At 71.5% G+C, this 18790-nt stretch carries 16 protein-coding genes; 3 read left to right on the top strand and 13 right to left on the bottom strand.

Annotated features, from left to right (window positions below; genetic code table 11):
* Positions 1–356: 356 nt before the first annotated feature.
* The 10 genes from OG946_RS34050 to OG946_RS34005 all read right to left on the bottom strand — a co-directional run bounded on the left by OG946_RS34050 (position 357) and on the right by OG946_RS34005 (position 11969).
* Positions 357–2474 carry an ABC transporter ATP-binding protein gene (locus OG946_RS34050; RefSeq protein ID WP_326800452.1) on the bottom strand — a complete coding sequence of 706 codons (2118 nt, stop codon included), beginning with the start codon at positions 2472–2474 and terminating at the stop codon, positions 357–359.
* A 42-nt stretch (positions 2475–2516) separates the two neighbouring features.
* A complete protein-coding gene (locus tag OG946_RS34045) occupies positions 2517–2747 on the bottom strand; it encodes an MbtH family protein (protein WP_047019284.1) in 231 nt (76 codons plus the stop codon).
* 150 nt (positions 2748–2897) lie between these two features.
* Positions 2898–4199, bottom strand: a complete 1302-nt coding sequence (locus OG946_RS34040; RefSeq protein WP_326799787.1) for a sensor histidine kinase — start codon at positions 4197–4199, stop codon at positions 2898–2900.
* A gap of 9 nt (positions 4200–4208) precedes the next feature.
* Positions 4209–4862 carry a response regulator transcription factor gene (locus tag OG946_RS34035; protein WP_326799786.1) on the bottom strand — a complete coding sequence of 218 codons (654 nt, stop codon included), beginning with the start codon at positions 4860–4862 and terminating at the stop codon, positions 4209–4211.
* A 247-nt stretch (positions 4863–5109) separates the two neighbouring features.
* Entirely contained in the window at positions 5110–5913 is an 804-nt protein-coding gene (locus OG946_RS34030) for an alpha/beta fold hydrolase (RefSeq protein ID WP_326799785.1), read from the bottom strand.
* Positions 5914–6032: 119 nt separating this feature from the next.
* On the bottom strand, positions 6033–7337 hold the full coding sequence (gene dpgC / locus OG946_RS34025; RefSeq protein WP_326799784.1) for a (3,5-dihydroxyphenyl)acetyl-CoA 1,2-dioxygenase DpgC: 1305 nt from the start codon (positions 7335–7337) through the stop codon (positions 6033–6035).
* Positions 7334–7996, bottom strand: coding sequence for an enoyl-CoA-hydratase DpgB (dpgB, locus tag OG946_RS34020; protein ID WP_326799783.1), 663 nt, complete (start codon positions 7994–7996; stop codon positions 7334–7336). Before dpgB ends, dpgC begins: the two co-directional genes overlap by 4 nt.
* A gap of 14 nt (positions 7997–8010) precedes the next feature.
* Positions 8011–9141: a 3,5-dihydroxyphenylacetyl-CoA synthase DpgA gene (gene dpgA / locus OG946_RS34015; RefSeq protein WP_326800451.1), complete on the bottom strand. Its 1131-nt coding sequence runs from the start codon at positions 9139–9141 to the stop codon at positions 8011–8013.
* Positions 9142–9270: 129 nt separating this feature from the next.
* A complete protein-coding gene (locus tag OG946_RS34010; RefSeq protein WP_326799782.1) occupies positions 9271–10665 on the bottom strand; it encodes an aminotransferase-like domain-containing protein in 1395 nt (464 codons plus the stop codon).
* A gap of 182 nt (positions 10666–10847) precedes the next feature.
* Complete coding sequence (locus OG946_RS34005; RefSeq protein WP_326799781.1) at positions 10848–11969, bottom strand: prephenate dehydrogenase; 1122 nt, start codon at positions 11967–11969, stop codon at positions 10848–10850.
* Between the two features lie 218 nt (positions 11970–12187).
* Between OG946_RS34005 and hppD the strand changes: the two genes are divergently transcribed.
* Positions 12188–13294 (top strand): 4-hydroxyphenylpyruvate dioxygenase, encoded by a 1107-nt coding sequence (hppD, locus tag OG946_RS34000; protein ID WP_326799780.1) that lies wholly within the window; start codon positions 12188–12190, stop codon positions 13292–13294.
* Positions 13275–14408: an alpha-hydroxy acid oxidase gene (locus OG946_RS33995; RefSeq protein ID WP_326799779.1), complete on the top strand. Its 1134-nt coding sequence runs from the start codon at positions 13275–13277 to the stop codon at positions 14406–14408. The genes hppD and OG946_RS33995 overlap by 20 nt, the downstream gene beginning before the upstream one ends.
* A gap of 271 nt (positions 14409–14679) precedes the next feature.
* Here OG946_RS33995 and OG946_RS33990 read toward each other — a convergent pair whose 3' ends face one another.
* Positions 14680–15564, bottom strand: coding sequence for a ParB/RepB/Spo0J family partition protein (locus OG946_RS33990; protein ID WP_326799778.1), 885 nt, complete (start codon positions 15562–15564; stop codon positions 14680–14682).
* A 749-nt stretch (positions 15565–16313) separates the two neighbouring features.
* The gene (locus tag OG946_RS33985) at positions 16314–16871 is read right to left on the bottom strand and encodes an LmbU family transcriptional regulator (RefSeq protein ID WP_326799777.1); all 558 of its coding nucleotides are present in this window, start codon (positions 16869–16871) and stop codon (positions 16314–16316) included.
* A gap of 459 nt (positions 16872–17330) precedes the next feature.
* Between OG946_RS33985 and OG946_RS33980 the strand changes: the two genes are divergently transcribed.
* Entirely contained in the window at positions 17331–17663 is a 333-nt protein-coding gene (locus OG946_RS33980; RefSeq protein WP_326799776.1) for a hypothetical protein, read from the top strand.
* 23 nt (positions 17664–17686) lie between these two features.
* Here the strand turns inward: OG946_RS33980 and OG946_RS33975 are convergent, their stop codons facing one another.
* The gene (locus tag OG946_RS33975) at positions 17687–18694 is read right to left on the bottom strand and encodes a sigma factor (RefSeq protein WP_326799775.1); all 1008 of its coding nucleotides are present in this window, start codon (positions 18692–18694) and stop codon (positions 17687–17689) included.
* Between the last annotated feature and the right edge of the window lie 96 nt (positions 18695–18790).

The raw sequence follows: 18790 nt of genomic DNA, 5'->3' as shown, positions 1-18790 counted from the left end.
CGCCCCTGGAGTTCGTCCAGCGTGCTCCCCGGAGCGATCTCGATACGCAAGGCCGCGGACGTCTCCCCCTCGATGACCACGACGACTTCCCGGTCACCCGTCAGCCGGTGGCAGAATCCCGCCGCCACGGCCGCCGCCTTTGTCGCGGACGCTTCCAGGTGCACCGCGAGATCGAGGCCGTCCGTGAATCGGAGATCCCATGTGCTGCCGGCGGGGCACGGTGTCACGTGCACCACGGGCAGGGCAGGGCTGCGCGAATCAGACATTCCTGAGGTCTCCACTGGCTCAATCAGGCGACGACGTTCATGGCGATTGCGGACTGCGCGTCCTGTGCCTGCGGTTGTCGACTCGTGGGGCTAGCGCGGCCCCGGGCCGTGCAGGACGGGACCGGGCCCGCCCATTCCGGGGCCGGGGCCCATTCCCGGACCGGGGCCGATGAGTATCCCCTGCGGCGGGCCGTCCATCATCGGGCCGTTCGGCGGCATGGGGGCCATCTCCGGGGCCGGGGCGTCGTTCTTCGGCTGGCGGGAGAACTGCGTGCGATACAACTCGGCGTAGAGGCCGTCGAGTTCGAGCAGTTCGTCGTGGGTGCCGTGCTCCTGGACCTGGCCCTGGTCGATGACCAGGATCTGATCCGCGTCCCGGATGGTGGAGAGCCGGTGGGCGATCACCAGCGAGGTCCTGCCCGTGAGCGCCGTCTTGAGGGCCCGCTGCAGCGCCGCCTCGGACTCGGAGTCCAGATGGGCGGTCGCCTCGTCGAGGACCACGATCGGCGGGGCCTTGAGCAGGAGCCGGGCCATGGCGATGCGCTGCTTCTCACCGCCGGACATCCGGTACCCGCGGTCCCCGACGAGGGTGTCGAGGCCGTCGGGCAGCGCCTCGACCAGGCTCCAGATCTGGGCCGCCCGGCAGGCTTCGATCACGTCCTTCTCGGTGGCGTCCGGGCGGGCGTACTGGAGGTTCTGCCGGATGGTGGTGTGGAACAGGTGGGCGTCCTGGGTGACCATGCCGACGGTGTCGCGGAGCGAGGCCAGCGTCAGGTCGCGCAGGTCGTGTCCGCCGATCCGGACGACGCCTTCGCCCGGGTCGTAGAGCCGCGGCACCAGGTGGGTGATGGTCGTCTTGCCGGCGCCGGAGGGGCCGACGAGGGCGGTGAGCTTGCCCGCGGGGGCGGTGAAGTTCAGGCCGCGCAGGGTCCAGGAGTTGTCGCCGCGCTGGGGTGCGGGGCCCGCGAGGGACTCCAGGGAGGCGAGGGAGACGTCCGCCGCGGACGGGTACCGGAAGGAGACTCCCGAGAACTCGATCTCCGGTGCCCTCGGTGGTGCACCGGCCCCGCTCGCAGCCGCTCCGTCCACCCCGGCCCCGGTCGAAGTGGCCCCGTTCGGGCCGGCACCGTTCACGGCGACCGTGGGCAGGGCGCGGGCGTCCGCCTTCTCCCGGATGAGCGGCTTGAGATCGAGGATCTCGAAGAGCCGGTCGAAGCTGACCAGGGCCATCAGGATGTCCCGCTGGGCGCCGGAGAGTTGGTTGATCGGCGCGAGCAGCCGGGTGAGCAGGGTGGCGAGCGCCACCAGCGTGCCGATCTGGAAGATGCCCTCGATGACGAGGCCGCCACCGAGCCCGTAGACCAGCGCGGTGGACAGGGAGCCGACGAGCATCATCGACAGGAAGAGCAGCTTCGAGTAGACCGACGCGCGGACACCGAGGTCGCGGCCCTTGCCCGCAAGGTCGGCGAACATGCCGTTCTCGGTCTCCGGGCGGCCGTAGAGCTTGGCGAGCAGCGCGCCGGTGACGTTGAACCGCTCGCTCATGAAAGCGCCGATCTCGCCGTTGACCTGCATGTGTTCGCGCATGACGCGCTGCAGCCGGTGGCCGACGACTTTGCCGGGGAGGATGAAGAGCGGAAGCATCACCAGGCTGATCAACGTGATCGCCCAGGAGAGGTAGAACATCGCGCCCAGGACGAGCAGCGCGGTCAGGCCGGCGGAGACGACGGTGGACAGCAGGGAGGTCAGGGCCTGCTGGGCGCCGACGACGTCTGTGTTGAGGCGGCTGACCAGCGATCCGGTCTGGGCGCGGGTGAAGAAGCCGAGCGGCTGGCGCTGTACGTGGTCGAAGACCTCCGTGCGGAGGTCGTAGATGAGCCCTTCGCTGACCTTCCCGGAGAGCCATGCCTCGGCGAAGCCGACGACGGTCTGCAGGAGGGAGAGGACCGCGACGGCGACGGAGATCCAGACGACGACGGAGGTGTCCCGCGGCATGATGCCGTTGTCGATGAGGTATTTGAAGAGAATGGGAACGGCCACCACGATTCCCGCATTGAGTGCGGTGACCGCGAAGAGCACCGAAATTCTGAGTCGGTGCGGCCGGGTGTAGGGAAGGATGCGCTTGGCCGTACCCTTCTTCACCTTCTGCCTGGTGACCGAATCCGGCCCGCCGGCGCGCATGATGACCGGCCCGGAGCCGCCAATCATGGCCACGAATTACCTCCAGTGTTCGTCGTCGGGCCGGGCTTCCTAGCGAGCTGCGGCCTGCTCCTGCCTGTCCATCTCGTCGATCAGGCTCTTCGGCCGCATGTCCGTCCAGTTCTCCTCGATGTAGTCCATGCACGCCTTGCGGCTCTCCTCGCCGAACACGGACTTCCAGCCGGCGGGGACTTCGGCGAAGGCGGGCCAGAGGGAATGCTGGTTCTCGTCGTTGACCAGTACCAGGAAAGTGCCGTTCTCGTTGTCGAACGGATTCGCCATGACCGCTCCCGTCGGTGGGGTTTCCTCAAGTCGGAATACACACTAACCAGGCGGGCAGAAGGCGACAAGGTTGGACAACCGGAAGGTGTCCAACTGTGAATTGCCAGCAGTTGGACGGAGATTATTCGGGGGGAAACGGAATGGGCTGTCTCAGAAATGGGCCGGCGCTGCGCCGGGCTCCGCGCGCTTGGCCACCCCGACGTTCTCGCCGGGCCCGTCGTCGCGCAGCGGGAAGGCGACGGTCACGGCCAGCCCGCCCCCGGCTCTGGCCTCGGCGGTGAGCGTGGCGCCGTGGGCGGTGGCGATGGAGCGGACGATCGACAGACCCAGCCCGTGGTGGCCGTCACCGGCGGTGCGGCGGAGCCGCTGGAAGGGGTGGAAGAGGCGCTCGACCTGGTCCGGCGGCACCGCGGCGCCGGTGTTGCGGACGGAGAGGTAGGCGCCCCCGTCCCGTACTCCGGTGGCGATCTCGACGCAGCCGCCGGGAACGTTGTAGTCGATGGCGTTGTCGAGGAGGTTGGCCACCAGGCGGTGGATGAGGGCCGAGTCGCCGGAGATGCGGGCCGGTTCGGTGGCGGAGCAGACGGCCAGCTCGCGCCGGCCGATCTCCGGCCGGAACGCGGGCAGGACGTCGTGGGTGAGCGCGGCGAGGTCGAGCGGTTCCTGGCTTTCCAGGCCCCTGTCGCTGCTGGAGAGGGTGAGGAGCGACTCCAGGAGCGTGGCCTGCTGCTTGCTGATCGTCAGCAGCCGCTCGAAGTTGGCGCGGAAGGACTCGAGGGTGGCGCCGCGGTCGATGAGGGTTTCCTCCAGCAGCGCATGTTCGAGGGTGAGGGGTGTGCGCAGCTCGTGGGCCGCGTTGGCGACGAATCTCTTCTGGGATTCGAGGGCCGTCTCCAGCCTGCCGAGCAGCCCGTTGACCGTGTCGGCGAGGTCCTTCAGCTCGTCGGGCGGGCCGCCGGTGGCCAGGCGCTCGTGCAGGTTGCGCGCGGAGATGTGGCGGATGGTGCTCGTCATGGTGCGCAGAGGGCGCAGGACGCGGCCGGCGACCACCCAGCCGAGGCCGATGGCGATGACCGACATGATGGCGAGGGCGAGCCCGGACTGCATGAGCAGCCGGTCGAGCATCGCCTCCCGCTGGTGCCAGGCCTGCTGGCGCATCCCCTCGACGATGCCGCTCTCCTGGCTGCCGAGATCCTCGTCCAGCCGGTAGGTGCGGGTGTCCGCCTGGGCGGAGGACTCTGCGGAGCCGTACTGCACGTCCTTGAACGTCACCAGACCGCCGGAGGGACGGGCGACGAGGAGGTACGTGATCGCCAGCAGCACGGCACCGGAGAGGACGAACAGAGAGCCGTACAGGAGGGTGAGGCGCACCCGGACCCGCCGCGGCGTGAGCTGCGCGGACATCGCGCCGACGCGCTTCAGGACGGCCAGGTGCAGTCGCGACAGCCCCATGGGCGTACCTCAAATCCGGTAGCCGCTCCGCGGCACCGTCTCGATCACCGGGGGCAGACCGAGCTTGGAGCGCAGGCGGTTGATCGTGGTCTTCACCGTGGTGGTGAACGGGTCGGCCGCCTCGTCCCAAACGCGTTCGAGGAGTTCCTCCGCCGAGACCACCCGGCCCTGGGCGGAGAGCAGGCACTCCAGGACGGCGAGTTCCTTCGGGGTGAGCGTCAGGCGTTCGCCGCCTCGGGTGGCGAAGCGCTGGGCGGGGTCGAGCCGGAGGTCGCCGTGCTCCAGCACCGGGGGTACGGCGGGCTGGGCGCGGCGGGCGAGTGCCCGCAGCCGGGCGACCAGCTCGGCGTAGGCGAAGGGCTTGGGCAGATAGTCGTCGGCGCCGAGGTTCAGTCCCTCGACGCGGTCGATGATCGTCCCGGAGGCGGTGAGCATCAGCACCCGCGCGTGGTGGGGCTGGGAGACCAGCTCCTTGCACACCTCGTCGCCGTGGACGCCGGGGAGGTCGCGGTCGAGGACGACGACGTCGTAGTCGACGGTCATCGTGCGCTCCAGCGCGTCGGATCCGTCATACACGACATCGACGGCCATACCCTCCCGGCGCAGCACCCGTGCCACCGAGTCGGCCAGCTCAACGTGGTCTTCGACTACCAGAACCCTCATCAGCGGCACCTGCCGGAGGTCTCGCGGGCGCATGGCGAGGATGCGGCGGATGGGCGTTCGAGAACGGCCATCACGGCTGACGATCCCCCACCTTGCGTCACACTGCGGTCACAGCGCTTCACTTCGTCGTGTCCCCGTGCTCGGTTGGAACCGCCTTCAGATTAGCGCGGCCGCGTGTAAGGCCGGGGTTTCAGCGGACGGGTTCCGGCCGGTGCCTTCCTGCTGGTGGCGGGCGCGGCAGGCGGGCTCAGACGGCGGCGAAGAAGTCGAGGACCGCCGCGTTGACGGCGTCCGGCCGCTCCAGATAGCCGTAGTGGCCGCAGCCGGGGATCTCGACATAGGCGGCATCGGGGATGGCGGCGGCGACCTCGCGCGACAGGTGCGGGCGGATGACGAGGTCGTCGCCGAAGCCGATGACCAGGCACGGGCGGGATATGCGCGGGTACGCACCGAGTCGGCCGGCCGTCGTCTGCAGCTCCAGTTGTCCGCGGAACGCCGACATGTCGACGGCCGTCATCTCGAAGACGTCGAGCCAGTCCCGCAGGGTCGCCTCGTTGTTCCACGTCTGCGGGGAGAGGTTCTGGAGGGCGTTGACGTACGCGGCGTAGCGCGGGGGGAGCTTCACGCCGCTGTCGCAGAGGTCGAGCTCGGCGGCGGTCATGGCCGAGACCAGGCCGTCGGCGCGCCCGGTGGGCGCCATGAGGACGGCCTGCCGGACCAGTTCTGGGTGGGCGAGGAGGAGTTCCTGGACGATGCTCGCGCCGAGGGAGAAGCCGACGACGCGGCACGGGGCGAGGTCCAGGTATTCGATGAGCCCGGCGGTGTCGGCGGCCATGTCGGCAAGGGTGAAGCCTTCGGGGCACGGGTCGCTCGGGGGCATGCCGCGGTTGTCGAGGGTGATCACCCGGTGGCCGGCGGCGGTGAGGGCGGGCACCTGGTGGGTGCGCCAGATCCGTCCGGGGGCGCCGGTGCCGGTGACCATGACGACCGGTTCCCCCGCGCCGTGGTCGTCGAAGCCGAGGGTGATCCCGTTGATCCTGGCGGTGGGCATCCGGCTCGCTCCTTTCCTGTGGGCGGTCTGCGGGGGGCCTGAGGTTCCTGCTGCGGCCGTGGTGCTACGGCGGCGGGTGCGTCCGCGGCAGCCGGGCGCCCGGCTGCCGCGGACGGTGGTCATGCCGACCGCTGCGTGAACCTGCCGACCTTGCCGACGACGTCCGCGCCGTGGATTCGCAGGGCCTGCTGCAGCGCGAACTCGGCCATGTAGCGCCGGAACTCGTCCGCCGGCTCCTCGGCGACGTTGAGCATGTGGCGGTTGGGTACGACGGCGGGGCCGCCGAGCCGGTCGACGGCAGCGGAGATCGCGTCGTCCATCCCGGCCGGCTCCACCACCTCGTCCAGGACCAGCCGCGCATCGGGGTCGGTCGCGGGCAGCCGGCGGTCCTGCAGGATGACCTGCCGGGAGATCCGCGGGCCGGTGTGCCGGCCGAGCCGGAGGTTCCCGGCGCCCGGCACGATGCCCTCGCGGGCGGCGGGCAGGGACACGTACGCATCCGAGGCGGCGAGCACGTGGTCGCAGACGAGGAGCAGTTGCATGCCGCCGCCGATGGCGAAGGTGTCGACCGCCGCGATCCAGGGTTTCTCCACGGTGCGGGAGTGCCAGGGCGCGCCGCCGACGCCGCGGACCCCGCGGACGATCTTGTGGATGTAGCCCAGCTCGCGGCGGAGCAGGAAGCCCACCAGGGAGATGTCGCCGGCGTGCAGGCTCTTGAGGTTGATGCCGGCGCTGAAGACGCGCTTGCCGCGGTAGCGAGGATGGGTCATCTCGCCGCCGCGCAGCACGGCCACCCGGACGCCGGGGTCGAGCAGCGCGAGGTCGACGGCGGTCTCCATGTCGTCGACCTGCTGCTCGTCCTCGGCGTTGAGGCAGTCGTCACGGTGCATCGTCAGATACGCCGCGCCGTCGCGCCGTTCGAGCCGGACGGAGCGGGTGTCGACCAGGCCGGTCTCGGTGAACCTCGGCAGCAGTTCCAGCGCGCGGGGCGTGGGGCGCAGCATGGCGTCGAGGAGGTTGGCGCCGGCGACAGGGGAGGCGAGCACGGCCCGCAGGAAGATGCCCTGGTCGATCTCGTGGCCTTCTTTGTCCGCCTGGAGCCTTGTGCGCTCGGCGGCCAGTTGCCCGGCGGTGGGTACGAGCCCGGGGTACGCGACGGCGGCGGCGGAGACCAGGTCGGCGAGCCGCAGGGGTGTGGTGCGGCCGTCGGTGAGCCGGTCGTAGACGGCGTCCACATGGGTGTCGAGGAAGGCGGTGCGCAGCGCGCGGGCCTCGTCTTGAACACCGGCGGCCCGGGTCCGCTGGGCGGCCGTACGGGCGTCGGGCGGCGGCAGCGCCGCGACCGTCTCCTCGGCGCGGGCGAGCGCCGCGCCGACGTCCGCCCAGCCGTCCCGGACGGTTGCCGCCCGCACGTCCGCGGTCACGAGACCACCCGGGCGGCGTCCGCCCGCAGCGACCGGTCGCAGGCGGCGAGGTGCCGGCCGAGTGCGTCTTCGAAGCTGGTCGTGGTGGCGTCGAAGAGCAACTGCCGGCGGATGGCGACTTCCTTGCCGGACAGCCCGCCGACCATCCCGGCGGCCGCGGCGACGCAGCTCGCGGGGTCCGCGGCGAGGTCGTCGACGAGGCCCAGCGCCTGTGCCACCGGAGCGTCGATGGGCACGCCGAAGAGCACGGCCCGGCGGATGCCGGCGGCGCCGGCCAGTTGGACGAGCCGGTAGCTCGCCATGCCGGGCCAGGTGGCCTCCCCGTCCCGGGCGACGAGCAGCCGGGTGCCGGGGGTGGCGACGCGGATGTCGGCGGCGAGGAAGACGTCGAGCGCCGTGCCGCCGCAGTCGCCGCGGGCGACCGCGACCGTGGCCGCCGGCAGCCGTTCGAGCCGGCGCAGCGCCCGCTCCCACTTGCTGACCAGTTGGACGTCGAGCCCCCGGGTCCAGCCCGGCCCGGGGGCGCCGGTCACGTACACCGTGACGATGCCCGTGCCGTCGCCGTCCTCCGCCTCGTCGCAGACGGCGCCTAATGCCCTGACGGCCGCGGCCGTCGGCCGCTCGGCCCCGTCGATTCTCAGCGTGAGCGTGTCGCTCATCGCATCCTCCGCTCTCACCATCGGACCAGGGCCGTTTCGATCGTGGAGCCCGGGCCCATGGTCATGAGCACACCGTGGTCTCCGGGGTGGGTGACGTCCTCGTCGAGCAGCCGCTCGTACGAGAACAGGAACGAGCCGCTCGACACGTTGCCGTAGTCGCGCAGGACGCCGACCGTGTGGCGGACGTCGTGGCGGGTGAGCCCGAGGTTGACGACGACGGCGTCGATCACCTTCTTGCCGCCGGAGTGGACCAGCCAGTGCCGGATGTCGCTGCGGCGCAGGCCGGTGTCCTCCAGCAGCCGGTCGACGACGAGTTCGGCATGGGCGCCGACGACGTACGGGATCAGCGGGTCGAGGAAGAAGCTGAACCGGTCCTGGTCGCGGTCCCAGTCGTAGCGCATCGCCTCCAGCGCCTCGGGGATGAGGCGACTGGCGAACTTCAGCACGTCCGGGCCACGGTCGCCGTCGGGTCCGGTGGCGGACGCGCCGGAGATGAGCGCGACGGCGGCGGCGCCGTCGCCGAAGAGGCTGTTGACGACGGCGGTGCGCATGGTCTCGTCGAACGCGTACGCCGCGGAGCAGGCTTCGGCACAGAGGACGACGGCGAGTTCGCCCGGGTGGGCGGCGGACCAGCCGCTGACGACGTTCAGCGCGTTCAGCCCCGCGTTGCAGCCCATGCCGACGATGTCGGAGCGGCTGCAGTGGCGGTCGATGCCCAACTCGCGGATCAGCAGCGCGCTGAGCCCGGGGGTGAGGAAGCCGGTGGAGGTCACGCAGCACAGGTGACGCAGGTCCGACAGCTCGTAGCCGGCGTTCTTCAGGCAGGCGCGGAGGGCTTCCGCGCCCATTTCGATCGCGGTGGCCTTGTGCTTGTCGAGCAGGTCGCCCTGCGGCTCGGAGTGCCGGACTCCGTGCTCGTCGGGGGCGGGCAGCGTCAGATGGCGCCGTTCTATCGCGCTGTTGAGGAAGACGGAGCTGATTCTGGGGTCGGTGATGCCGAAGGCGTCGAGCACCTCCTGCTGGGTGTACGTCGTGGGGGTGGCGGCCGTGCCCACCCCGAGGATGCGGGGCCGGTACGGGCCGGGCACCTGTGCTGTCGCGGACCGCGGATCCAGGAGCTCCGCACTCTCCACGCCGGTGATCATCGGAAGGTCCACCCCCACATGCGCTTCTTGCTACGCGGTCGTTGTGCTCCGCTGATGCCGTTCACGTGCGGTCCTTTCCCGCTCGATTCGGACGGATGGAGGAGGGAGATCGGGCGGGACCGGTGGGTGTCACGCGGCCCTTGTCGCGGCTTCGATGAAGCGGGCGAGGCGCGCGGTGCCCTCGTCGATCTCCTCGGTGGTGAGATAGCTGGTGGAGAGCCGGAGGGCGCGGTGGCCGCCGCCGGCGCCGGGGTAGAAGTGGCTCATCGGCGTCCAGATGACGCCGAAGTCCTGCGCGGAGCGGGTGAGCGCCGCATTGTCGGCGGGGAACGGCACCTGCACGGTGAGGAAGAAGCCGCCCGCGGGCCGGTTCCACCGCACCTCCAGCGCGCTCCTGCGGTCGGCGGGCAGCCGCTCGTCCAGGGCCCGGAGCATGGCCCGCATGGCGTCTCCGTAGTACGCCGCCGCGCGGGAGTTCAGCTCGGAGACGAGTCCCTGCGCGGCCAGCAGCGCGCCGGCGACCGCCGCCTGGCTCAGGGACGGGGTGTTGACCGTCACCATGCTCTTGATCTTGGCGAGTTCGTCGGCGAGCAGGCTGGTGGCCCCGGAGTCGTCGGCGACGGTCTGGTCGGCGACGGCGAAGCCGACGCGGGCGCCCGGGAAGACGGTCTTGGAGTACGAGCCGAGGTGGACGACGCACCGGGTGCGGTCGAGCGACTTCAGGGTGGGCGGCGGCGGTCCTGGGCTCACCAGCCGGTACGGGCTGTCCTCCAGGATGAGCAGGTCGTGGCGGGCGGCCAGGCCGAGGAGGTCCGTGCGGGCCTGCGGCGTGAGCGTGGCTCCGGAGGGGTTGGAGTGGTCGGGGACCAGGTAGAAGGCGCGGGGGCGGCGGCCGCGCGCCTTCTCCGCCAGCACCGCGGCTTCGAGATCGGCGGCGTGGAAGCCGTCTTCGCGCTCCTCCACGGGGTGCACGGCGATGTCGAGCAGCCGGGCCGCCCCGGTGATGCCGACGTAGCACGGGCTGGCGACCATCAGTACGTCGTCGGGACCGCTGATGAGCGCGCGCAGCACCAGCAGCATGGCCTCCTGGGCGCCGACGGTCACGACGACGGACTCGGCCGGCACGTCGATGCCCTCGTCGGCGCGGAGCGACTCGGCGATGATCTCGCGGATCTGACCGGCGGTGGGGCCGTACTGGTAGAGGGCGGTGCGGATGTCCTCCGGGGTGCCGCCGTGGGCGGCCAGGTGGTCGAGGTAGGTCCGCATGTGCGTGAAGACCTGCTCGGTGTCGAAGAACCCGTCGTACGGCCGGCCGGGGGCGAAGGAGATCGCGTCGGGGTAGCGGAGCGTGATCTCGTTGAGGAAGTTCATCGTGTCCAGCAGGGGGTCGGACACGCTGCCGTGCAGCTCGGCCTTGCGCAGCGGGCGCACGGACGGAGCGGGCGCCGAGGGCGCGGTGGCGCCGGGCGCCGGGGCGTTCGGCACGGCGCCGGCGACGAGTGCTTCGGGACCCGGAGCAGCCATGGAATTCCCCCCACGCGAAGGCAATTGATGAAGTCGTCTTCCGGCGCTTAGAAAAGCACGCCCCCGGGTATTTCGACAACGCCGTCCAAGAGAGCAATCTGCACACTTGGACACGCGTGAGCGCACTTGGACAATTCCCGCGGTTGGACGGTGGCGTACGCGTACGTGAAAAGCGGCGTGGGTCACCGGGGAGCGGGTGCGAGTTCGGCATCTCCGCCGTCGGTCTCCGCGTCCCACCCGTCGGCCTTGAGTTTCGCCGCGATTCGGCAGACGTCGGACGGGTGCACGCGGCACCGTACCGTGAATCCGCCGCCCGCGGCGGCGCCCACCGACGCGCTCTCGGTATCCACGCCGAGGCCCGCGACGGCTCCGAGGAAACGCCCCAACTCCCCCGGGCGGCCCGGGACGGCCACGCGCAGCGCGGGGGTGTGCCCGGGGGGTTCGGAGCGGGCGCCGGGGATCGCGCCGAGGCCGGCGATGCCGCGGTCGAGCAGGTCGACGACGGTCCGCAGGCCCTCCTCGCGGTCCCCGGTGCCGTGCCCGGCGAGCGCGTCGAGCGCCGGCACCAGCCGGCCGAGGTCGGCGTGCACGTTCCGTACGACCCCGGCGAGGGCCGCCGCGTTGGTCTCGATGATGTCCGCCCACAGCCGGGAGTCGCCGCCCGCGATCCGCGTGACGTCGCGCAGCCCCTGGCCGGCCAGCCGGGCGACCCCGGCGGGGTCGTCCCGCAGCCGGGCGGCCATCAGGCTGGCCAGCAGATGGGGAACGTGGGAAGTCAGGGCGACGGCGTCGTCGTGGGCGCGGCTGGCCATCACCAGCGGGACGGCGCCGCACAGCTCGGCCAGCCGGCGGCCCCGCTCCAGGGTGGCAGGGGAGGTGAGCCGCGACGGCGTGAGCACCCAGGGGCGGCCCTCGAAGAGGGTGCCTCGGGCCGCCAGCGGCCCGGAGCGCTCGCGGCCGGCCAGGGGGTGCCCGCCGACGTAACGCGCGGGCTGGGGCGCGGCGTTCAGCGCGGCCCGTTCCGGCACGGTCTTCACGCTGCCCACGTCCGTGTACGCGCCCGCGAGACCGCTCCGCTGCACGTCGACCAGCACCGCGCCCACCTTGCTGGGCGGGACCGCGATCACGGCCAGGTCGACCGGCCCCGGCGGTTCCTCGGCGAGTCCTGCGCCGAGGGCCGCGGCGGTGCGGGCGGCCGTGGCGTCGCTGTCGGAGAGGTACACGGTCACCCCCTGGCGGCTGGCGGCCAGGGCCACGGAGGTGCCGATCAGGCCGGTGCCCACGACGGCTATGGAGCGAATCACCAGACATCCCCTGTCCGAAAGAACCTGATCGAAGGATTGCGCTCGGAAGATCCCGCCCGAAAGCCGTGGACCGAATAGCGGAAACGGCGCAACAGCTTATGCACCGGGGGCCGCCGACCGACAAGAGGGGAGTCCGGAAAAAGACAGTCGTAGCCAGATTCACGACCGGTCGCCTACAGTCCGGGAAACGCATGCCACTTCGTGACCAGGGGACAGTCATGCATGATTTCAGCGAGGCCGGAGTTCCGTTCGGCGACGTGGCCATCGACTACGTGGAGATGTACGTCGGAAGCCTGGAGGCCGCAGCTTTCGACTGGGTCGACAAGTACGCCTTCTCGGTCGTCGGCACCGGCGGCTCCCCGGAGCACCGGAGCATCGCGCTGCGCCACGGCCGCATCACCCTCGTGCTCACCCAAGCCACGTCCGACCAGCACCCCGCGTCGGCCTACGTCCAGGCGCACGGCGACGGCGTGGCCGACATCGCGCTGCGCACCGCCGACGTACGGGCCGCGTTCGCCGCGGCTGCGGCCGGCGGCGCCAGATTGGTGCGTGAGCCCACCACGCACGACGGCGACGGGCCGGCGGTGACGGCCGCGATAGGCGGGTTCGGGGACGTGGTGCACACGCTCGTGCAGCGCGCTCCCCGGGCGGGCGCGGGGCTGCCCGTGGGGTTCACGGCGGCGCTGCGGGAGGACGACGGTCGCGCGGACCCGGTGGGGCTGGACGAGATCGACCACGTCGCGGTCTGCCTGGACACCGGCAGCCTCGACCCCACCGTCGACTTCTACCGGCAGGCGCTCGGCTTCGACTTCGTGTTCGAGGAGCGCATCGTCGTCGGCTCGCAGGCGATGGAGTCGAAGGTCGTGCAGAGCCGGTCGGGCGCAGTGACGCTCACGCTCATCCAGCCGGACCCGACCGCGGACCCGGGCCAGATCGACGAGTTCCTCAAGGGCCACCAGGGCTCCGGCGTCCAGCACCTCGCCTTCTCCTCGGCGGACGCCGTGCGTTCGGTGCGCACCCTGGCGCGGCGCGGGGTCGCGTTCCTCACCACCCCCGGCTCGTACTACGACATGCTCGGCTCGCGCATCCCGTCGCTGAGCCAGGCGCGGCTGGCGGACCTGCGGGCGACGAACGTGCTGGCCGACGAGGACCACGACGGGCAGATGTTCCAGATCTTCACCGCCTCGACCCACCCACGGCACACCCTGTTCTTCGAGGTGATCGAGAGGCAGGGCGCGCAGACCTTCGGCAGCGCGAACATCAAGGCGCTGTACGAGGCCGTGGAGCTGGAGAGGACCGGCCAGCGTGGGCCGTCCCGGCGCTGACTCCCCGGGCCGCGCGGTCCACACGCTCGCGGACGTCGAGCGGGCCGCCGCCGCTGTCCTGCCGCCCGGGGTACGGGACTTCGTGGCGGGGGGCAGCGGCGCGGAGACGACGCTGGCTGCCAACCGGGCGGCGCTGGACCGGGTGTGCGTCGTGCCGCGCGCGCTGCGCGACGTCTCTGGCTGCACCACTGAGACGACGCTGCTGGGGCGCGCGGTGGCCATGCCGGTGGCGGTGGCGCCGGTGGCGTACCACCGGCTGGTGTGCGCCGAAGGGGAGACGGCGGCGGCGCGGGCGGCGAAGGCGGCGGGGGTGCCCTTCACGGTGAGCACGCTGAGCAACGTGCCGATCGAGGAGATCACGGACGTCGGCGGCACGGTCTGGTTCCAGCTCTACTGGCTGCGGGACACGGCGCGGACCCTCGATCTGGTGCGCAGGGCGGAGGACGCCGGCTGTACGGCGGTCATGCTCACGGTCGACGTGCCGTGGATGGGCCGCCGGCTGCGGGACGTACGCAACGGGTTCGCGCTCCCCCGCGGCGTGCGCGCGGCCCACTTCGCCGCCGCGGACTCCACGGCACACCGGCGCCGCGGCGGCGCCTCCGCGATCGCGGCGCACACGGCCGAGGCGTTCTCGCCGGCGGTCACGTGGGAGTCCGTGGCGGCGCTGCGGGCGCACACCCGGCTGCCGTTGATCCTCAAGGGCGTGCTCGACGCCCGGGACGCGCGCCGCGCGGCGGATTCGGGGGTGGACGCGATCGTGGTCTCCAACCACGGGGGGCGGCAGCTCGACGGCGCGGTGCCCAGCATCGACGCTCTCCCGGAGGTCGCCGCGGCGGTGGGGAGCGGCTGCGAGGTGCTGATGGACAGCGGCGTCCGCGGCGGGACGGATGTCTTACGGGCGCTCGCGCTCGGCGCCTCCGCGGTCCTGGTGGGGCGGCCGGTGATCTGGGGGCTGGCCGTGACCGGTGAGGCGGGTGCGCGGCGTGTGCTGGAACTGCTGGGCGACGAGCTGCGCGACGCGCTCGGGCTCTCCGGCTGCACGGATGTCGCGGACGCCCGCGAACTGCGCACCGTACGCGGTGCGATGAGCGGACGCTCCCGGGGTGCGCCCTAGGCATACGGCACCCGCGCGCAAGACTGCGGCCCGGTCCGCCGGCAAGGCGGTGGACCCGGGCCGTCCAACAGCTTGTTTCGGGTGGTTGGACACGCGTGGAATTTCGCCGAGGGGACAGCAGGACGTGCATGTCTTCATCCCAGCACCAGACGAAGACACGCACGCCGCGCAGGGACGGCCGCCGCTTTCCGGCGGAGTTCACCTGCTTTCCTGCTGTCTCACCCGTCGCGCTTCGCGACGGCGGCTCCACGGCGTTCGGAATACGCCGCGATCACAGCGGCCGGGCGCTCTCGCGTTCCATCCGCATCGCGATGTCCTTCCAGATGCCGGCGCATTCACGCGCCAGTTGGGCGACGACGCCGCGGCAGTGCGCGGGTACGTTGCCGATGATCTCCTCCCACTCGTCACCGCTGAGTGTGTGAATGTTGAGCAGCCGAAGGAGCGTCCGGCCGGTTTCGCTCAGCCGCAGCGCCGGGTCGGCCTTCAGCCGGTTGACCGCCGAGCCGCGGTCGTCGACCGTTATCCGGACCGCCGCGGCCGTCGTCGCCACGCCCGCGGATACCGCCACCACCTTCGGTCTGCTCTCGATACGCGCCGTACTGCGCTGCCGCGGCACCGGCAGCGGACCCTCCCCCCTGCGCATGCGGTTTCTGACGTCCCTGACCGTTTCCGGGGAGATCCCCGCGGCCCGGGCGACCTGCCGCAGCGACAGGCTCGGATTCTCGCTGATCATCCGGCTCGCGATCCTGCGCCCCTCGCTGCCGTTGAGGGGCCGTACGCGGCCGTCCTGGCCGACCCGGTGGCCGGTGGCGGCGGTGTCCGCCGACTCCCGCCGGCGGATGGCCGCGACGGTCGCCGGGGCGATGCCCGTCACGGACGCGATCATCCGGTCCGACCACTGCGGATGCGACAGGATGATCCTGCTCGTGGCCCGCTTCCGGTCCGCCATGGTCAGCGGCAGCCCGTGGGCGATGTTCGACTCCACGGCGAGGACGAAGGCGTCCGCCTCGGTCCCGTCGAAGAAGCGGACGGCGATGGTGTCCTGACCGCGGAGCTCGGCGGCCCGCAGTCGATGAAGCCCGTCGACGACCCGCATGGTCGCGCGGTGTACGACGATGGGCGGTAGTTCGGCCTGTGCCTGCGCCAGTACTCTCACATGCTCGCGATCTTCTCCCGAAGTCCGAGGCGAGCCCGCTCTCCGTAAACTGCGGACTTCGACCTCGACCGGCGTCTGATCGAGATGCCCCTGCACGGACGTCAACTTCAATTCCTCCCCGATCCAACTTCCGGTGGGCGGGGCCATGGCCCGAACCCAATCGTGCGATTACCGGAACTCGAACAATCCCTTGACGCAGCCGTACTGATGTGGTCGCCGGCAGAACCGGCGGCCGAGAGGTCAGACCTCTCGATACAGGGGATGTGGGGGGTGATCGGAATGACGTCAGACCGACGCGGACACCAGCTCCACTGTCGACGCCATTCGATTCTCCCCCGCTACTCGCTTCGCTCCCGGACGAAGCGAGTGAATGTTCCCCCGTTCGGACATCGACTCTAACAGCGCCGTCACCGATCAGACACCCCACGCCTCACCGAACGCAGTTCACCACACCAGGCATTTGACATGCGCCGTGCATGGCCGTTCTTCAAAATCACAGCTCGCCCGGGGCGGAAGGCAGGAATCCGGATAAATGCCGCCTCAGTGAGCACCTGCGTCACGAATTCACAGAAAGGCTTTGCAGTGTCACACGTCGCACGAATCGAGCCGCCTTGTCCCGCCGGCGGGACAAGGCGCGGGAGGGCGGCGAGAAAGTACCGGAACGGAACATTCCGCAAAATGGGCATCCGTACGCACGGGTTCGACTCCGCCAACACCGCGCGCATTCACGGGAGTTGCCCGCCCGCCGGTTATCCGGAGGCGTCCGCGGGCTCTTCCGCCGCCTCGTCCAGCATCAGGACCATCCATTCCATCAGCCCCAGACCGACGGCCTCGGCGGCCTTCTGCCACCGCACCCGGCGCTCCGCCACCACGCTCATCTGGACGAGCGACGCGCCCGCGCCCTCCGCGGTGGCACGGCGGCTGGCCCGGATCTGCTTACGCAGTTCACTACGGGTCCACCGGCCCCGCTCCGCACGGGTCAGCCACTCGTCCTGCGCGCCGGCCGGCATCCCCGCGACCTCCGCGTGATGCTGGAAGCTGAGCTTGTCCCGCCGTCTCGAAGGATGGAATTTCCCCGCCACCCAGGCGTAGTTGCGAAGAGTCTGATAATCGAAAGAAGTCTCGGCCAGGGCGCGTTTGTAGCGGTCCGGGTAGTGGCTCCTGCCGTAGATGAGCCAGTCGCCGAGCCACCACGCCGAGGAATCCGCGATAACGAAGATCTGCCGCCCCAGATGGCTCCATTCGGCCAGCGGCAGGCCGGGCGGCAGGGACAGCGCCGTACGCCGCGTGGTGGAACGGCCGTTCACCGACAGGCGGTTGGGGGGACGCGACGGGGCCGGTGATGTCGGCGTCGGGGCCTGGCTCGCGGGCGGGTGGCCCGAAGCGCGGACCGCCGGGTTCGTCACGGGGCCGGCTCCGCGCGTCTCTCCCATGGACATACTGCGCACCTCACCTGCCGATCTGCGACGCGCTTCCTCGTCAACCCGACCGGACCACCGCCGGCCTGCTCCGCAGGGCCGCGGTCCGCCGACCGGACCGCACGCGATCAACCGTGCTGATCCCATCATCCGTGGCGGCAGGTTGCAGCGCGGTGACAGCGCTCCTCTCCTGTGCCTGCTTTCACCTCAACCACCGCTGCGGGTGGACCGTGGGTTGCACCGCGGTTACAGCAGGCGTTCCGGCGCAGTAACCCTCCCCCCGATCTACTTGTCACCAAACCCCGAGCCGACGGTGCCGGCCCCCGCCGCGCCGGACGAGGAGGATCCATGGCCACCCAGACCCGGTACTGCGCCGAGTGCCGTGCGGCGTTCACCTGGACGAGCAGCAGCCCCAACAGGAGGTTCTGCGGGCCGCGGTGCAAGGCCCGGTGGTGGCGCGGCCAGCACCGGCGGGCCGCCGCGGGAGTCAACGGCGCGGCGCCGGGAGCGGAGCCGCAGGCGCCTCGGGCCCAGGAGCAGCCGGCTCTCGGCACGGCGCACGCGTGCCCCAACTGCGGACAGCAGCTCACGGTGGTGAACGTGGTGGTCCCGCTTGGGGACGCCCCGGCGGTGGCCGGCGAGGGCCCGCGCGCGAGGGTGTTCGCGGCGGATCACCCGTGAACGGCGGGCCGGGCGAGGGGGGGTCAGCCGTCGAGGGGCTGCAACTCCAGCCGGCCGAGGTGGTCCGGGTCGGCGATCACGTCGATGCCGACGATCGTGCCGTTGGCGACGGCGAGGGCGAACGCGATCCGCGGCCGCCCCTGCTGCATCCACACCAGCCCCGGCGAGCCGTCCACCAGCGCCGGGTGGGCGGCCCTGAGCCGCCCCGTGAAGACGTCGGCGACCGCCACCGCGCCGCGTACCTCCTCCGCCGCACCCGCGGCCACGGCGGCGGCGTCGGCGCGGAGCACCACGTCGGGGTCGAGGAGCGCGACGAGCGCGTGGAAGTCCTCCCCGCGCGAAGCGGTGAGGAACGCGCCGGCGATCGCACTCCAGCGCGCGGTAACGCCCCAGTCCGCCGGCGCGCCCTTGTCCGCAGCGGCGCTTGCGGCGTACGAACCGGCAGAGCGTGCGCCGGGCGCGTCCCCGGCCCGGCGCGGGCCGTCCGCGCGGTCGGCCGCGGGGCCCTGCACGCGCCGCCGGGCCCGGAGGGCCAGTTGCCGGGTCGCGGCGGGCGAGCGCCGGAGGATCGGCGCGATGTCCTCGTACGGGACCGCGAACAGGTCGTGCATCACGAACGCCAGCCGCTCGGCGGGCGCCATCGAGTCGAGCACGGCGAGCAGCGCGAGCCCGACGGAGTCGCCGCGGAACCCGTCCCGGTGCGCTACCGGCGCGTCCGTTCCCGTCGGCTCGGGGTTCACGATTGCCGCTTTTTCACCATTTAACGGCTTTTCAAATTCAATGGGGTCCAGCGGGTCCTTCCCCAGCGCCGTCCGGGCCCGGAGGATGTCCAGGGAGGCCTCTCCCACGACCGTGCGCAGCCAGCCGCCGAGGCTCTCCACCCCGTCAGGGCCCGCACGGCTCACCCGCAACCACGCCTCCCGCACGGCTTCCTCGGCCAGCTCGGCCGAGCCCAGAACCCTGTGGGCGACCGCGTGCAGATGCGCGCGATGCTCCTCGAACCGCAGGGCCAGGAACTCGTGCTCGTCCATCGGGTCCTTCCTCCGTTCCGCCTGTCACCACCGTGACCAGCGAAGCGCGGCTGATGTGACAAGGGGGCGGCCATGGTGCTCAGGTCGTGAGACGGC

The sequence above is a fragment of the Streptomyces sp. NBC_01808 genome (assembly GCF_035917395.1).
Classification (GTDB): domain Bacteria; phylum Actinomycetota; class Actinomycetes; order Streptomycetales; family Streptomycetaceae; genus Streptomyces.
Note: the sequence above shows the minus strand (reverse complement) of the source record. Positions and strands in the feature narration are given on the sequence as shown.

Excerpts from the sequence above, each read along its gene's own strand:
- OG946_RS34050 (WP_326800452.1), bottom strand. The coding sequence starts at position 2,474 with ATGATTGGCGGCTCCGGGCCGGTCATCATGCGCGCCGGCGGGCCGGAT.
- OG946_RS34045 (WP_047019284.1), bottom strand. The coding sequence starts at position 2,747 with ATGGCGAATCCGTTCGACAACGAGAACGGCACTTTCCTGGTACTGGTC.
- OG946_RS34040 (WP_326799787.1), bottom strand. The coding sequence starts at position 4,199 with ATGGGGCTGTCGCGACTGCACCTGGCCGTCCTGAAGCGCGTCGGCGCG.
- OG946_RS34035 (WP_326799786.1), bottom strand. The coding sequence starts at position 4,862 with ATGAGGGTTCTGGTAGTCGAAGACCACGTTGAGCTGGCCGACTCGGTG.
- OG946_RS34030 (WP_326799785.1), bottom strand. The coding sequence starts at position 5,913 with ATGCCCACCGCCAGGATCAACGGGATCACCCTCGGCTTCGACGACCAC.
- dpgB (WP_326799783.1), bottom strand. The coding sequence starts at position 7,996 with ATGAGCGACACGCTCACGCTGAGAATCGACGGGGCCGAGCGGCCGACG.
- dpgA (WP_326800451.1), bottom strand. The coding sequence starts at position 9,141 with ATGATCACCGGCGTGGAGAGTGCGGAGCTCCTGGATCCGCGGTCCGCG.
- OG946_RS34010 (WP_326799782.1), bottom strand. The coding sequence starts at position 10,665 with ATGGCTGCTCCGGGTCCCGAAGCACTCGTCGCCGGCGCCGTGCCGAAC.
- hppD (WP_326799780.1), top strand. The coding sequence starts at position 12,188 with ATGCATGATTTCAGCGAGGCCGGAGTTCCGTTCGGCGACGTGGCCATC.
- OG946_RS33980 (WP_326799776.1), top strand. The coding sequence starts at position 17,331 with ATGGCCACCCAGACCCGGTACTGCGCCGAGTGCCGTGCGGCGTTCACC.
- OG946_RS33975 (WP_326799775.1), bottom strand. The coding sequence starts at position 18,694 with ATGGACGAGCACGAGTTCCTGGCCCTGCGGTTCGAGGAGCATCGCGCG.